The following is a 15,163-nucleotide window of genomic DNA, read 5'->3' as shown; positions in this document are numbered from 1 at the left end:
CATCACCCGGCTCACCCGGCTCGGACGGCCACGGCGAACGCCGACGGCCCGCCCCCGGCAATGGTCTGCCGGGGACGGGCCGTTCGCAGCGCACCGAGGGACGATGTCAGCCGGGGGGCGTCGCCTCGGGCAGCTCTTTGGTGAACTCCCACCACTGCTGGATGGTCCACACGGCGACGCTGGAACGGTCGGTGGACATCCGCAGCCACACCTCCTCACCGCCGGGCATGAGCGCGAACTCCAGGTGCGGCTGCTCCCACGTCCCCATCGGGTACATCCAGTCGATGCCGTCGGGCCAGGTCCGCATCGCCGCCGTTCGCACGCTCAGCGCTGCGGCCATGGCGTCCAGGGCCGCACGCGGAATCCGTACCTCCGCCGGCTCGCCCTCGATCCCCGCCATCCGGACCTCCATCCTGCGGCGAGACGCGACAGCTCCCCGCATATCACAGCCTGTCAGACCCGGTATCGCCTGGGAACGCCCGCCGGCTCACGCATGGTCCGGTCGAACGCTCACCACTTCAGCAACTCGAACAGCGACAGGGTCTGTCGGTCCCGGGAGCCCCATACGGGTTCACCTGTCCCCAGCAGTTCCACTGCGGCCTGTCCGTTGATCGGCTGTGGACGTCGGCCCGGGAAAAATACGTCGATGGGTACCCGGTGCACTCCCTCAGGAACAACCACAGCGGCACGTGTCTTTCGGCGGATGCTGCGGGGACGGCGGACTGCTCGCGCGTTCAACGGGGACAGCTTCACGTGCCTGGCGATCCTGGACGGCGGAACGGCGGAACGGCGGAACGGCGGAACGGCGAAACGGCAGGACGGCGGAACGGCTGGACGGCGGATGCGGCACCGGCGATCGGACTCCTGGCCGTCCCCGGTTCGCCCGGCCAGCAGCGGAAGCCGCCCGTGCGTCCGCGTGACGTGGCATGCGAGTGGCAAGGCGACTGCAGGCGGTGATCGATACCGTCCGCCCGTTTGCATGTACGGGGCATCGATTTGTCGGGTTCGCGAGCCGTGGCCGGAGCCGATGCGCCCGTCAGGACACCATGGCTGTGGAAGCCAACAGGAGGAGCTTTGAGAAAGCACGTTCAACCTCGCGGCAGGGTTCTGCGCCGGATAGCCGGTGCTTCGCTCGTCTCCGTGCTGGCGATGGGCACCATGGCGGGAACCGCCCCCATCGCCGCGGCGGCGCCCGCGAGCGCGACCGGACCGTGGAGCACCCCGACGGCACTGACCGGCGGGGACGAGGCCGTCAACGTCATCGACGTGAAGACCGCCGCCAACGGCGATGTCGTCGCGGCCCTGTACCGCCAGGTCGACGGAACCGACGACCTGGAGGTCCGGGTGGCCGTCCGGCCCGCGAACAGCGCCACCTGGGGCGCGTCGACGCTCGTCGACACCATGGACGTGCGCAAGGGCCATCCGGCCGTGCGACTGCTCCCCGCGCCCGACGGCTCCGTCACCCTGACCTGGCTGCGGACGGGGCCCTCGTACACCATCCGCACCTCGGTGCTCGCCCCCGGCGCGACGGGCTGGTCGACCCCGGTCGACATCGTCCAGCACTCCTCCCCGATCATCCCGGCCATGGCGATCGGCCCGTCGGGCAGCGCCGTGATGGCCTGGCGGCAGTCGGCCTCCAGCCAGTCCTCCGAGATCCTCGTCACCCAGCGCGCCACCCCGGCCGGAGACTGGTCCACCCCCGAACGCCTCGACACCACCCCCGCCGACACCACCGAGGGGGACCAGCAGATCCTCGTCGCGGCGGACGGGTCGCTGACGGTCGTCTGGAACGAGAACGGTCCGCACACCAGCGCCGTCATGGCCGTCGACAAGCCGGCCGGCGCGGCAGGGTGGACCGCGCCCCGGGCGCTCTCCGCGCCTTCGTCCGAAGCGCACGCGGTCCAGGCCGGGCAGGGGCCCGACGGCAGGTCCGTGCTGCTGTGGACCAGCCCCGCCGACACGGTCGGCGGTCCCGACACGATGGCGATGACCGTCCGCGAGGCAGGCAGCACCCAGTGGGGTCCGGTCGAGACCGTCGCCGAGGTGCACTCGGCGGTCACGACCCGCCCGCTCGTCGCGCCCAACGGCGAGATCACCGTGGTCTGGGTCGACCACCGCACCATCGGTTTCGGCACCCGTGCGGTCACACGTTCCACCGCCGGTGCCTGGTCCCCGGTCCGGACGCTGTCGACGGATTACGTCCCCGAGCAGTTCGACGCGGAGATCGGCCCCGACGGTACCGTCCATGTGGGCTGGGTGCAGGAGGCGTCGCCGACCTGGGACACCGGACGGGTCTTCCGGCACGCCGCGCGGGTCGACGGCGTCTGGACCGCGCCGAAGACGCTCAGCCGGACACCGTCGGCGGTGGCCATCGGCCATGTCGCCGGAGGAGCGGCGGGCCAGGCCGCCGGTGTGTGGGAGGAGACCAGGTGGGATGAGCCGACGGGCCGTTACATCGGCCAGATCTGGTCGGCGGGAACCGGTCTGCCCGGGACGGCCGCCCGTCGCTGAACCCCTCGGTCGTGACCCGCGCCGACAGGGGACGGACACGGACACCCGGCGTCCCAGGTCGGCGCGGTCACCGCGACACCGACCCCGTCCGGTGATCTGAACGGCGGCGGTCCGCCCGTCCGGTCCGTTCGCGATCCGGCGGGGTGTGTCGGCCCGTTCGACCGTCCACACCGCCGGATCCAGACCGATGTCCGTGGCGACCTCCCGCGGACCCGGGTAACGGACGCCCGGATCATTCCGGTTCCACGACCACGGTGCGGCCGAGCCGTGGTCGACGACCAGCAGCCGTCCGCCCGGACGCAGTGCGCGCGTGGCCGAGCGCAGGACGGCTGCCCGGTCCAGATCGAAGGGGGTGTGCAGATAGTGGGCGCTGATCAGGTCGAATCCGCCCGACGGGAAGGACGTGCGCAGGTCGTGCCGCACGGCGGAGACCCGGCCGTCCAGGGCGTGCGCCCGGGCGAGCCCGGCGAGCCGCTCGACCGCCACGGCCGAGATGTCCACGGCGGTGACCCGCCACCCCTGACGGGCCAGCCACAGCGCGTCGCCGCCCGTGCCGCACCCGAGGTCCAGCGCGTCACCGGGCGGCAGCTCCGCCACCGTCCCGGTGAGCCGGACATTCGGCCGCGGGTCCATGGCCTCCGGCCGGTCCGCGTACACGCCGTCCCAGAACGCGACCGCGTCGGTGGTGCCCATCGGATCTCCTTGTGTCGGTGGGCGCCCAGTCTCACCGCGCACACCACGAACCGGCACGGAAACTTGCGGCAATGGCAAGATGCCCTCATGGACCGGACCACGGACGACGAGGTGCTCGACGCGGTGGGACCGCGCCTTCGCGCCCTGCGGCGGGACCGCGGCATCACCCTCGCCGATCTCGCGACGACGACCGGTGTGTCGGAGAGCACCCTGTCCCGGCTGGAGAACGGGCAGCGCCGGCCGACCCTGGAACTGCTGCTGCCCCTGGCCCGCACCTACAACGTTCCCCTGGACGACCTCGTCGGCGCCCCGCGCACCGGTGACCCCCGCGTCCATCTCAAGCCGGTCAGCCGGTTCGGCATCACCTTCGTGCCCCTGTCCCGCCGCCCGGGCGGGGTCCACGCGTTCAAGATGATCATCCCCGCCCGCCCGGGGCCGCTCGAACCCGCCCCGCGGACCCACGAGGGCTTCGAATGGCTCTATGTGCTCAGCGGCCGTCTGCGGCTCGTGCTCGGCGAGCGCGATCTGACCCTGCCGCCCGGTGAGGCCGCCGAGTTCGACACCTCCTTGCCGCACTGGCTGGGCACCGCCGACGGCGGCGCGGTCGAACTGCTCATCCTGTTCGGACCGCAGGGGCTGCGGGCCCATGTGCACCACGCGGGAGACACCGCGCCTGCCTCCGCCCGCATGGGGAACGTGCCTGCCTCCGTCCGCACGGGGAACGCGCCTTCCTCCGCCCGTACGGGGAAGGGGACTCCCGGCCCGCCCGTTTCCCTGTCCGCCGAGGCCGAGTCGGCACCCGGGAGGCGGCGGGGCGGACATCCCTGATCCGGTCGCTGTCCGGTGTCCGGTGTCCGCCGGAGCGCGGTCCGGCCCGTCGCGACTTCCGGGGCCCGCGCCCCCGCCGGTGCTGTTCCGCCGGGGGCGCGGCCCGGGGCCGGAAGGAGGGGCCGGGCCGCCGGAGGCCCGTGGACCCGTGGCGTCCCGGGCCGGTGGCCGTCGACGGGAGAGGGGCCCGCTCAGCGGATGGTCACCCGGAAGGTGCTGAGGACGGCCTTGTGGTCGGTCGGCCAGGTCCAGGTGGGTTCCCAGAACCTGTCCCTGCCCGATTCCTCCACCCGCTGATTGCGGACGATGGTGCTGGACGGCCCGACGATCACGCTGTCGAGCAGGTGGATTCGTCTGTCAGGGTGGTAGAAGACGAAGTCGATCCGGTCCCGTTCGTCGGCCTTCGGCGCCCAGGTGAGCTGACTGACGTCGGCGCCGGGGTTGTCGCTCGGCCAGGTGAAGCCCGGCCGCCGGACGGGGTCGGGGTGGATCACGCGATAGCTGTCGCGGAAACCGGCGTCCTCGATCGCCTTCGTCGTCGACCAGGTGACGACGGTGCCGTTGTGGTCGAACAGGTTCCGGGTCCGGTGGTTCCAGTCCCGGTGGGAGGGCTCGTTGAAGTCACCGGCCAGCAGCGTCAGCCGCCCCTTGGCCCGTTCCTCGGCGGCGTCCGCGAGTACCGTCCTGGTCACCTTCGTGCGTCCGGAGGCCGCGTTGAGCCGTGTGATCAGGCCGGTGTCGGTGATGGGACCGGTCGGGATCTCGCCCCAGCCGTACTCGGAGGTCTCCAGGGGCGACGGGGTGCCGCCGCCGTAGCCGCGCGGCAGGTAGTTGACGTAGTAGCGGTACTCCAGGTGCCCGGAGTAGGCCGCGACCTCGGTGCCGTCGACCGAGACGACCGCCTTTGACCAGTACGGGAAGGAGGCGTGCTCGATGATCGGGTAACGCGAGATCACCGCCGGGTCGACGGGGTTCTTGTTGTCGAAGTAGGTCAGCCCGCGCTCGGCGAGATCGGCCAGGAGATGGGCCACCCGCTCCGGGTTCGACTCGCTGAGCATCACCACGTCCGGTTCGACCGCGGCGATGGTGTCGGCGATACCCGCCCGGCCGCCCGGCACCCGGCTGCCGCCGAGCCAGATGTTGAACTGCATGACCTTGAGCTTCCGGTGCCGGGGCCCGCCGTGCTTCCGCCCGTCCCGCGGGGCGGCCTCGGCCGTGCCCATGCCCAGCACTCCCGCTCCGACGGCCGCGCCGACCATCCCCAGCAACTCACGCCGCTCGACCATCCATGACCTCCAGTAATCGCCTGCGTCCATGGCCCGGTCACGGTTCGACGCGGGCCGGGAGAAAGTTTTGAGGCCACTCGTGCACGACACATGAACCCAGGCGCAACGACAGATGCTGAATGATCAACAGCCGGGACCTGCGGCGTCGCCGCGCTCGCGCTGGACAGCGTGCGGGCGCCCGTGGGCTTCGAGACATCGACGGGGTGGAGCAGACCCGCTCCCTCCGGCTCCGGGTTGCCGAAGGCTCCGCGGGTGGAGCACCGGCAGCCCCCGGCGCCCGGGACGCCCTGCGGGGTGCCACCGTCCCGTACCGGCAGGCTCCCGGCACCCGCCGGAGTGCGCGGCGCCGGAGCGGCGACTGCCCGGAGGACGACCGGCCCAGCGGCCCGTCCCCTCCCGTTTCCTTGCGTCCCGTTTCCTTTCATCCGTCCGTCCCGTCCATCTGTCCTGTCCGTCCTGTCCGTCCCGTTCCGGGATAGTGATCACGGCATGACGCCGGCCCCGGACGCGACGACTTCGCCGGCGGCACCGCTGCGGGTCACCGCTCCAGGTCCTCGGCAAAGACGGCTCCCGGTCCACCAGGGCCCGCCCCCTGCCGTGGCCAGGATCGATACGGCAGGGGTATCGTCGCCGGTCATGGAGCTGCGCACCCTGCGGTACTTCGTGGCCGTGGCCGAGGAACTCCATTTCGGCCGGGCCGCCGCCCGGCTGCATATGAGTCAGCCTCCCCTCAGCCGGGCGATCAAGCAGTTGGAGTCCGGCCTCGGTACCCCATTGCTCCGCCGCTCCGCAGCAGGCGTGACGCTCACCCCCGCCGGGGCGACGCTCCTGACCGAGGCGCGTACCCTGCTCGCCCGGGCCGATCGGATACGGGTACGGGTGGCCGCGGCGGCGGGCACCGCGGTCCTCACCGTCGGACTGCTGGGCGACAGCACCGACCGGGGTGCCCAGCGGCTGGCCGCCGCGTACCGCCTGCGCCACCCGGACGTCGAGGTCCGCATCCGTGAGACCGACCTCACCGACCCGACCTGCGGGCTGCGGGCGGGACTGGTCGACGTCGCCCTGACCCGCGCACCGTTCGACGAGACCGGCCTGACGGTGCACAAGCTGCGTGCCGACCCGGTGGGCGCGGTGCTGCGCGCCGACGACCCGCTGGCCCGCCGCGACCATCTGGAACTGGCCGACCTGGCGGCCCGGCGCTGGTTCCGGTTCCCGGACGGCACCGACCCGCTCTGGCTCTCGTACTGGAACGGCGGCGAGCCCCGTGAGGGCCCGGTGGTGCGCGGCGTCCAGGAGTGCGTGCAGGCCGTGCTGTGGAACGGCACGGTCGGCATGGCCCCGCTCGGGCACGAGCTGTCCGGGGAGCTGGCCGTGGTCCCGTTGACCGACATGGAGCCGAGCCTGGTGGTGGCGGCGTGGAACGAGGGTGACGCGAACCCGTTGATCCGGCCGTTCGTACGGCTCGCGACGGCCGCCTACCGGCACTGAGGCAAACCTGCCATCGCGGCGCACCCGCCCGGCAGCCACCGCTGGGCGCGGCATGAACACCTCTGCCGGGAGCGGAAGTCCGTGAACACCCGGTGACCGGTTCGAGGCGGGCTCCGTGCGGCGCGCGGATCAGCCCGGTGGGGTCACCGAGGGCGGTCCGCGGTGCCGGTACCGCTATCGGCCGGGGGAGGCATCGGCCCGGCCCGGCACAGGGGGCGGCGGGAGGCCGCGAGGCCGTCCGGCCAGCCACCATACTCATCCGGTATCGGGCCTCCCGGATCGGTCTTGGACGCCGGACAGAGGTCATCCCCACAGTTGAGTCATGTCTCTTTCGCGACGAAGCGCCCTGGGCGCACTGGCGGGACTCTCGATCACCGCCGTCGGTCTGGCCGCGCCCCGCACCAGCGCGCGGGCCATGGGGGCCGCTGCCGATGGCCAGGACCATTGGCGGGCCGGAACACCGATGCCGCAGGCCCGCGCCGAGGTCGGGGCCGCCGCGCTCGACGGCCGCCTGTATGTCGTCGGCGGCACCCTCCAGCGTGACGACGCGGCACCGGTGTGGGCATCGGACGTGGTGACCAGCTACGACCCGCGCACTGACCGGTGGTCGTCACACGCGCCGCTGCCGCGCCCGCTCACCCACGTCGGGGTGGCCGCCCTCGACGGAAGGCTGTACGCCTTCGGCGGGTTCACCGACGCGGTGCACCTGAACCCGCAACCGGTGGCCTATGCCTACCACCCGGCCGGGGACCGGTGGAGCCGGTTGCCCGACATGCCCGAGAAGCTCGGATCGGTCGCCGTCGCCGCCGTGGACGACAGGCTTCACCTCATCGGCGGGCGTGCGTCGACGTCGGTCGTCACGATTCCGGACCCCCCGATCTCCCTGGGATACGGCACGGTGAACAGCCACCTCGTGTATGACCCGCGGCGGTGCCGATGGACCACCGCGCAGCCGCTGCCCGGCGCGGCCCGCGATCACGCGGGCGTCGCGGTCCTCGGCCGCGACATCCATGTGTTCGGCGGCAGGACGGCCGACGTGACCGACAACCTGGCCCGCCACGACGTGTACCGCACCGGCACGGGCCGCTGGGGCACGGCGGCGCCGCTCCCGGCCCCCCGGTCGGCCGGGGCCGCGGTCGTCCTCGACGGCCGGATCGTCTACGCCGGAGGCGAATGCGGCTCCGACGGAGGCACCTTCGGTGACGTGACTGTCTACGACCCCGAGTCCGACAACTGGTCCGCCGGGAGCCCCCTGCCCCGGAGCCGGCACGGATTCGGCGCCGGTGCGGTGCGCGGCCGTGCCTATTTCGCCGCGGGCGCTCCCACCTGCGGTGGCGGCGCCTCGAAGGAGCTGCTGGAGCTGCGTCTGAGGTAGTCCGCTGCCGGGCCCGGCGGCTGTCTGCCCGATGGAGGTACCCATCCGGCACGAACCGGGAGCCCGCGCCGCCCCGGCGACCCGGTGCGCACACACCCTGCCCGCCCCTCCTTCCCTGTCTCCACGTGATCCCACCCGCCCATCGGGGTTCCCGGGCAACCGTCCGGCAACTATTCAGACAGTGAGCCGGTGAGCCGGAGTATCGGCTGTCCGGAGGTGGGGGACCTTGACCAGTCCCCCGACGGGGGAGGGGCGTACAGGTGGGCGACGACGGGACGTGGCGTGGGCGGCGGGTGGGGCGGCCGGAGCGTCCGGTGCATCCGGACGCGGGGCCGGTGGCGCGGTTCGCCGGGGACCTGCGGCAGTTGCGGGCACAGGCCGGGGCGCCGAGCTATCGGCTGCTGGCCCGGCGCGCGCATTACTCGCCGAGCACCTTGGCCGAGGCCGCCAAGGGCCATCGGCTGCCCACGCTGGAGGTGGCGGTGGCCCTCGCCGCGGCGTGCGGTGGCGACCGCGACGAGTGGACCGCCCGCTGGCGGGCGGCGGCAGCGGCGCAGGCCCCGGCGAGTTCTTCGGCGTCCCCGAGGGGCGGGCCTCCGACGGCTGCGGGGAGCCTCGACCCCGGTCAGTGCCCCTACCCCGGGCTCGCGCCCTTCGGCGCGGAGGACGCCGCCTATTTCTTCGGTCGGGGCGCTCTCGTGGAGCAGTTGTCCACCATGGTGACCGCGACCGGGCAAACCGGCGCCTCCCATGGTCCGATCGCACTGTTCGGCGCCTCAGGGAGCGGTAAGTCCTCCCTGGTCCGCGCCGGTCTGCTGCCCGGCTTGGACAACACCGTCTGGCGCTGCGCCACGTTCACCCCGGGCCCTGACCCCTTGGGTGCCCTGGCCGGGTCGGTGGCCGCACTCACCGGGGTGGACGCGCGGGGCCTGCGGGAGGGTTTCGCCGCCACCGATCCGACCGCCGCCACCGATGCGACCGATGCGATCGATTCGCCCGGCCCGGCCCGGTCAGCCGCCCTCACCGCCTCCTCCATCACCTCCATCACATCCACGCCCCGTACGACCCCCACCACGTCCCTCCACCGGGCGCTGACCGGCAGCCTCCCGAGCGCCACCCGCGCACTCCTCGTCATCGACCAGTTCGAGGAGGTGTTCACCATGGGTGCCCCGGCCCGGGAACGGGACATCTTCGTGCGGCTGGTCGCGGAGGCCGCGCGGGGCTGTGGCGATCGGCTGCGGGTGCTGATCGTCGCGCGGTCGGACTTCTACACCCACTGCTCCCGGCACCCCCACCTGGTCGCCGCCCTGCGCGCGGGCAGCCATCTGCCCATCGGCCCGCCGACCGGTGACGAACTGCACGCCGCCATTGTCGGCCCGGCCCGTCTCGCCGGACTTACCGTCGAATCCGCGCTGGTCGGTGCCCTGCGGACCGACACCGCCGACCAACCCGGCGCCCTCGCCCTGCTGGCCCACGCGCTTCGCGAAACGTGTCTGCGCCGCACCGGCGACCGACTGAGCCTGGCCGACTACCACGCCACCGGCGGAGTGCGCGGCGCCGTGGCCCAGAGCGCCGAACTGCTGTACGCGCGACGCGGCCCCGCCGAACAGCGCCTCATGCGCGCCCTGTTCCTGCGGCTGACCGCCCTCGGCGACGGTACGGACGACACCCGCCGCCGGATCGACCGGCACGAACTGGAAGGGCTCGCCGCCCCGGCCGACCTCGACCGGCTGCTGGACGAACTCGCCCGCGCCCGGCTGGTGGTGCTGGGCAGCAGCGGCCATGCCACCACCCATACCACCCATGACGCCCAGGCCACCGGCGACGCCCGCACCGCCCCCACCGCCCGCACCGTCGACATCGCCCACGAGGCCGTGATCGCCGCCTGGCCGCGGCTGCGGCGCTGGCTGCTCGACGGCCGTGACGCGCTGCGCGTCCACCGCCGGGTCACCCAGGCCGCCGACCTCTGGCACGAGTCCGGCCAGGACCGCAGCACCCTGTACCGGGGCGGACAACTCGGCGCGGCCCTCACCTGGGCCCGCGAACACCCCGGCGACCTCAACGAACAGGAGACGGCGTTCCTCGCCGCCGGCCGCTCCGCGCACCGCCGCCGCCGCTGGGCCGCCCGCGCCCTGGTCGCCGTGGTGACCGCGCTCGCCCTGCTCGCCACCCTCCAGGCGGTGCTCGCCGAGCGCAGCGCACGGGAGGCGACCCGGCAGCGCGACCTCGCCCTCTCCCAGAGTGTCGCGGCACAGGCGTCCGCGCTGCGCGCCACCGACCCGGCGCTCTCCGCCCGACTGGGTCTGGCCGCCTACCGCGTGGCCCCCACCGTCGCGGCCCGCTCCACCCTGCTCAGCGGCTTCGCCGCACCGTACGCGACCCGGCTGACCGGTCACAGGGACCATGTGAACTCCGTGGCGTTCGCCCCCGCGGGACCGGGTGGTCCCGGCGGCACCCTGGCGGCGACCGCGTCCCGGGACCGCACGGCCGTCCTGTGGGACACCCGCGACCCGCACCGCCCGCACCGGCTCGGCACCCTGCGCGGGCACACCGCGAATGTCACCTCCGCGGTGTTCACCCCGGACGGCAACGGCCTGGCCACCACCGGCTGGGACGAGCGCACGCTGCTGTGGGACGTCACCCGGCCCGCCGCGCCCCGGGTCCGCGCGGAGCTGACAGGCCACACCGACGACGTGAACACCGCGGCGTTCTCTCCCGACGGCCGACTGCTCGCCACCGGCAGTACCGACAACACCGTGCGCGTGTGGGACCTGGAAGACCTGGAGGTATCGGCGGTATCGGAAGAATCAGAGAAACTAGATAAATCGGGGAAACCGGAGGAATGGGGAGACCCGGCCCGCACCGCACGACCCCGTCCCCTCGCCACGCTACGAGGCCACCGCGACACCGTCGTCTCCGCCGCGTTCGCCCCCGACGGCCACACGCTCGCGACCGGCGACTGGAAGGGAGGGGTACGCCTGTGGGACCTCTCCCGGCCCGCCGCGCCCCGGGCCCTCGCCGAGCTGCCCCCGGTCGGCGGCCCGGTGCGAGCAACCTTCGCCCCGGCCGGGAACCTCCTCGTCACAGCCGGGCAGGACCGCACCGTACGGCTCTGGGATCTCACCGACCCCCGGCACCCACGCCGCACCGCCGCCCTCGGCGGCCACACCGACACCGTGCGGGACCTGCGGGTGAGCCCCGACGGCACCCGTCTCGCCACGGTCGCCGCCGACCGCACCGTACGGCTCTGGCCGCTCCGGGACGGACGGGTCACCGGCGAGCCCAGGGTGCTGACCGGGCACACCAACGCGGTCGTCGCCGCGGACTTCAGCCCGGACGGCCGGTTCCTGGCCACGGCGAGCGACGACCGCACCGCCCGCGTCTGGGACCTCGCCAGCCTCGGCCTCACCGGGCACACCGACGCCGTGTACGGCGTGGCCCTGCACCCCGGCGGCAGGCTCGCCGCCACGGGGAGCTTCGACCGCACGGTCCGCCTCTGGTCCGTCACCGCCCCCGGCGACCACCGCCCCGGCGCCCGCCTCACCGGCCACGGCTCCGCCGTGAACGACGTGGCCTTCAACCGCACCGGCACCCTGCTGGCCTCGGCCTCCGCCGACCACACGGTACGGCTCTGGCACGCCACCGACCCCGCCCGGCCCCGCCCGGCCACCGTTCTGCGCGAGCACACCGACGCCGTCAACACCGCCGCCTTCGACAGCCAGGGGCGCGGCACCCTGCTGCTCACCGGCGGCACCGACCGCGCGGCCCGCCTCTGGGACACCGCCAACCCCGCCCATCCGCGCCTGCTGTCCCGGCTCACCGGCCACACCGACGGCATCGACGCCGCCCTGCTGCGCGGACCGCTCGCGGTCACCGCCTCGGCCGATCGCACCGTACGCCTGTGGGACGTGACCGATCCGGCCCGCCCGCGCCCCACGGCGGTGCTGCGCGCGCACGCCGACGCCGTGAAGTCGATCGCCCTCAGCCCGGACGGCCGCCACCTGGCCACCGCCTCGGCCGACGGAACCATCCGCCTGTGGGACCTCGGCGACCGGGCGCACCCCCGCCCGCCGCGCACACTCACCGGGCACACCGACACCGTCCACGCCGTGGCCTTCAGCGCGGACGGCCACCGGCTCGCCTCCGCCGGGGCCGACCACGCCGTACGGGTCTGGTCCCTGCGTACCGGCTCCGACCCACGCCCCTACGCCACCCTGACCGGCCACCGCGACACGGTCTACGCCCTCGCCTTCGCCGCCCGGGGCGACACCCTGCTCACCGGTGGCCAGGACGGGGTGGCGCTGCTGTGGACGCTGGACACGGGGGAGGCGTCCCGCTGGGTGTGCGAGACGGCGGTCGCCACGCAGCAGGAGAAGCAGGGGGTATGGCGCACCCATCTGCCGGAGACCGCCGTCCGTGCTCTGTGCTGAACCTCTGCGCTACGGGTCAGCAGCCGACCACTCGGCGGTGGGAGGCGTGGTCGTTGCCGTTCATACCGGCTTCGCAGGTCTCACCGGCGTCCGCGCACACCCCGGCCGCCGGGGGCCGGCACCCATGTAGGTCTGGCCGGAGTCGCCGTCGCTGAACAGCCATTCGGCCCGGTCGCCCCAGCCGACGCGGTGTCAGGTGTCGTCGTTGCCCGCCCAGCCCTGCCAGGTGCACTCGGAGCTGTCGCCCTCCCCGATGGGAATGTGCTCTTGACGGTGGTGCGGACGGCGCTGTGGCATCGGCGTGCCGACCGCGTACCGCGTACGGCTGTCATGCCGCCGGTCGCGGATTGCCGGCCAGTACGTCCTTGGCCCGGGGGAGCGCGGCCCGTTCAGCCGGGTCGGCTCCGTCCGCTCCTCGCGGCACTCGGCGTACAGCCGGTGCCGCCAGTCCTCCCCAACCGGCTGTGCTCGTCCGGACCGACGGGCGGACGCCGGTCACGGAGGCCAGGACGGTACTGCCCGGCTGGGGAGCGTCACCGACAACCGGCGGCGCACGCCGTACGCGGTGCTGACGGGCCACGACGACCGGGTGCACACGGTGGTGTTCACCCGGGGAGACGCCGCTGACCTCGGGCGAGGACCGTACCGCCCGGCTGTGGCCCACCCGGCCGGAACGAGCCGCCGCGCGCGTCCGCGAACCGGCCCACCCCGGACCATCGACGGCCATGGCAGCTCCACTTCCCCGGTGTCGACGACCGCCCGCCGTGCCCGGAGGGCGGTCGTCGATGACCGGACCGGGTCTGTCCACCGTGGGGACGGGCCCGGTGGCGTCTCAGCGCCAGATCCTCATCCGGTTCACGGCGTTGTCCAGTGTGGAACCGACCCAGTTCGCGTGCGATCCGAAGGTCCCGTTGCCCCGGTCACCGGTGAGGAAGGAGTTGTTGCAGCCGGACTCGTTGCTGAACGAGCTCAGCCGGACCTTCCACCAGGAACTCGCGGTCAGCCAGTAGCCGGTCCCGTCGCACGGCGCCGGTCCGTAGATGACGTCGTAGATGCCGGCCATGTTCGCGTGCTCGGCCCACACCGACAGCCGCACCTCGGCCGCCCGGTCGGCCGAGACGGCCCGGTCCAGCTCCTTCTTCGTGCGGTAGCAGCCGTGCGAGAGGACTTCTGACGCCGTTGCCTCCGCTGCGGCGGGAGCGACCACGGTCATGCAGTGCCGCTTGTCCAGGGAGTACGTCCGGGTGTCGGCCGGGGACGCGGACGCTTGTGCACCGGTGGAACCGAGAACTCCGGCGGTCAGCAGCGTCACCGCGGCGAGCCGGGCACCGGTACGGATATATGTGGTCATGGAATGGTTGCTCCTTGGCTGGGGAGTCATGGCTGGCAGTTCCGGAGGCCGAACGCGCTGGGGTTGGCGTCGAACGAACTGTGGGTGAAGACCCAGTCGGCCGGCACCCAGCCGGGCTCACCGTGGTCGGGAGTGGTGTGGTACCAGGTGGCGTTGCCACCGCCGTGCTGGCCGCCGTAGCTCCAGCAGTCGAACCAGCTGAACGTCGACGTCAGCAGCCCCCTGATGGGGCTCTCGTGGTACGGCCGCAACCGGGTGGGGAGATCTGCGTGGTTGCCGCACCACAGCCGGCGGTCCTGAGCCCGGACGCCGCACTCGGCCGCCGGAACGGCGGACTGCGAGCCCGCCGAGGGCGCCGCCTGTGCCACGGGAGCGGTGAGCCCTCCCGTCAGCACGGTGGCCAGGGCCGTGGCCACCAAGGCCATGCTGGCTTTCCGATGGAGACGCATCGGTGTTTCCCCATTTCCTTCTGTTGTTGACCGGCGGGCGGAACCCGCCTCGCCACCCGGGGGACCGGGCGGTGTGAACGACCATGGGACGGCCGCGAATTGTCCAGTAGGACCACCCTCCACATCCGGACAATCGTTCAACCCGGGCTTCCCCATGGCGGCCCTGACCTGCTCAGACATCACGAGCCGGTACGTGGGCGCGCCGACTGCGGTCCCGCAGGGGCGCTGTTCACGCGGAGGTGAGGCTCACCGCGATGCCGGAGAAGGACGCGGCGCTGGTGGCGGTCAAGCCTGTGATCACCTGTCGGCGGGACGCGATGGAGGCCGTCGAGGAGGTGCGGCGCGCGGTGGAGTCGGCTCCGTGCACGCGGGGGACGGCAGAGCGATCGATCTGATCCGGACCAGGTCCCTCCCTTCCTGGATGCAGGGCCCGAACCGGCCGGGTACAGCTGCCGCACCGGACCCCGCCTCGCCGCTGTTCAGCGAAGGCGCAGCCTTTCTCCGGCGCCGTTCACCGTGCCTGGTGGGGGCAGTGGCCCAGGGGCGGGGCGAGCCGTTCGAGGGCGCGGGCGGCCCGCTGGGGGACGGCGCCGTCGCCGAGAGCGGCGAGCTGCGTGGGGTGTCCCGGGCCGGGGGTGCCGGTGACCCAGCCGCGCGACAGGTCCTGCGTCCCCTCCGCGAACCGGGCGTTCAGGCGCCCCGCGCGGCCCACCGGGCGCGGGAACGCTGCTCCCGGCGCAGGGCCATCCCGG

The 15,163-nt window shown here is 73.4% G+C and carries 10 protein-coding genes and 2 pseudogenes; 5 read left to right on the top strand and 7 right to left on the bottom strand.

The genetic code is table 11. The features are described from left to right. Positions 1-106 precede the first annotated feature (106 nt). A complete protein-coding gene (locus CRV15_RS30655; protein WP_230864314.1) occupies positions 107-400 on the bottom strand; it encodes a hypothetical protein in 294 nt (97 codons plus the stop codon). A gap of 674 nt (positions 401-1,074) precedes the next feature. Here CRV15_RS30655 and CRV15_RS30650 point away from each other — a divergent pair. Next, on the top strand, positions 1,075-2,511 hold the full coding sequence (locus CRV15_RS30650; protein WP_137986991.1) for a hypothetical protein: 1,437 nt from the start codon (positions 1,075-1,077) through the stop codon (positions 2,509-2,511). Positions 2,512-2,610: 99 nt separating this feature from the next. Here the strand turns inward: CRV15_RS30650 and CRV15_RS30645 are convergent. Next, positions 2,611-3,204: pseudogene (locus tag CRV15_RS30645) on the bottom strand (class I SAM-dependent methyltransferase); the annotation flags it as partial. Between the two features lie 87 nt (positions 3,205-3,291). On the opposite strand from CRV15_RS30645, the pseudogene CRV15_RS30640 reads away from it, so the two are divergent. Then, positions 3,292-3,858, top strand: a pseudogene (locus CRV15_RS30640) (helix-turn-helix domain-containing protein); the annotation flags it as partial. A gap of 365 nt (positions 3,859-4,223) precedes the next feature. On the opposite strand, the gene CRV15_RS30635 reads toward CRV15_RS30640, so the two are convergent. Next, positions 4,224-5,318: an endonuclease/exonuclease/phosphatase family protein gene (locus CRV15_RS30635; protein WP_009999163.1), complete on the bottom strand. Its 1,095-nt coding sequence runs from the start codon at positions 5,316-5,318 to the stop codon at positions 4,224-4,226. A 636-nt stretch (positions 5,319-5,954) separates the two neighbouring features. Between CRV15_RS30635 and CRV15_RS30630 the strand changes: the two genes are divergently transcribed. The 3 genes from CRV15_RS30630 to CRV15_RS30620 all read left to right on the top strand — a co-directional run bounded on the left by CRV15_RS30630 (position 5,955) and on the right by CRV15_RS30620 (position 12,611). Continuing rightward, complete coding sequence (locus CRV15_RS30630) at positions 5,955-6,806, top strand: LysR family transcriptional regulator (RefSeq protein ID WP_003954387.1); 852 nt, start codon at positions 5,955-5,957, stop codon at positions 6,804-6,806. Between the two features lie 322 nt (positions 6,807-7,128). Next, on the top strand, positions 7,129-8,181 hold the full coding sequence (locus CRV15_RS30625) for a Kelch repeat-containing protein (RefSeq protein WP_003954386.1): 1,053 nt from the start codon (positions 7,129-7,131) through the stop codon (positions 8,179-8,181). 314 nt (positions 8,182-8,495) lie between these two features. Continuing rightward, a complete protein-coding gene (locus CRV15_RS30620; RefSeq protein WP_230864315.1) occupies positions 8,496-12,611 on the top strand; it encodes a WD40 repeat domain-containing protein in 4,116 nt (1,371 codons plus the stop codon). 832 nt (positions 12,612-13,443) lie between these two features. Here the strand turns inward: CRV15_RS30620 and CRV15_RS30610 are convergent. From CRV15_RS30610 to CRV15_RS30600, 4 genes are all read right to left on the bottom strand, one after another. Next, entirely contained in the window at positions 13,444-13,962 is a 519-nt protein-coding gene (locus CRV15_RS30610; protein ID WP_009999160.1) for a hypothetical protein, read from the bottom strand. A 26-nt stretch (positions 13,963-13,988) separates the two neighbouring features. Next, on the bottom strand, positions 13,989-14,387 hold the full coding sequence (locus CRV15_RS30605) for a hypothetical protein (RefSeq protein ID WP_230864316.1): 399 nt from the start codon (positions 14,385-14,387) through the stop codon (positions 13,989-13,991). A 253-nt stretch (positions 14,388-14,640) separates the two neighbouring features. Next, a complete protein-coding gene (locus tag CRV15_RS36130) occupies positions 14,641-14,778 on the bottom strand; it encodes a hypothetical protein (protein WP_169445907.1) in 138 nt (45 codons plus the stop codon). A gap of 144 nt (positions 14,779-14,922) precedes the next feature. Continuing rightward, complete coding sequence (locus CRV15_RS30600) at positions 14,923-15,123, bottom strand: hypothetical protein (RefSeq protein WP_003954380.1); 201 nt, start codon at positions 15,121-15,123, stop codon at positions 14,923-14,925. Positions 15,124-15,163: the final 40 nt, after the last annotated feature.

Origin of the sequence: Streptomyces clavuligerus (assembly GCF_005519465.1) — a bacterium.
GTDB lineage: Bacteria > Actinomycetota > Actinomycetes > Streptomycetales > Streptomycetaceae > Streptomyces > Streptomyces clavuligerus.
Note: the sequence above shows the minus strand (reverse complement) of the source record. Positions and strands in the feature narration are given on the sequence as shown.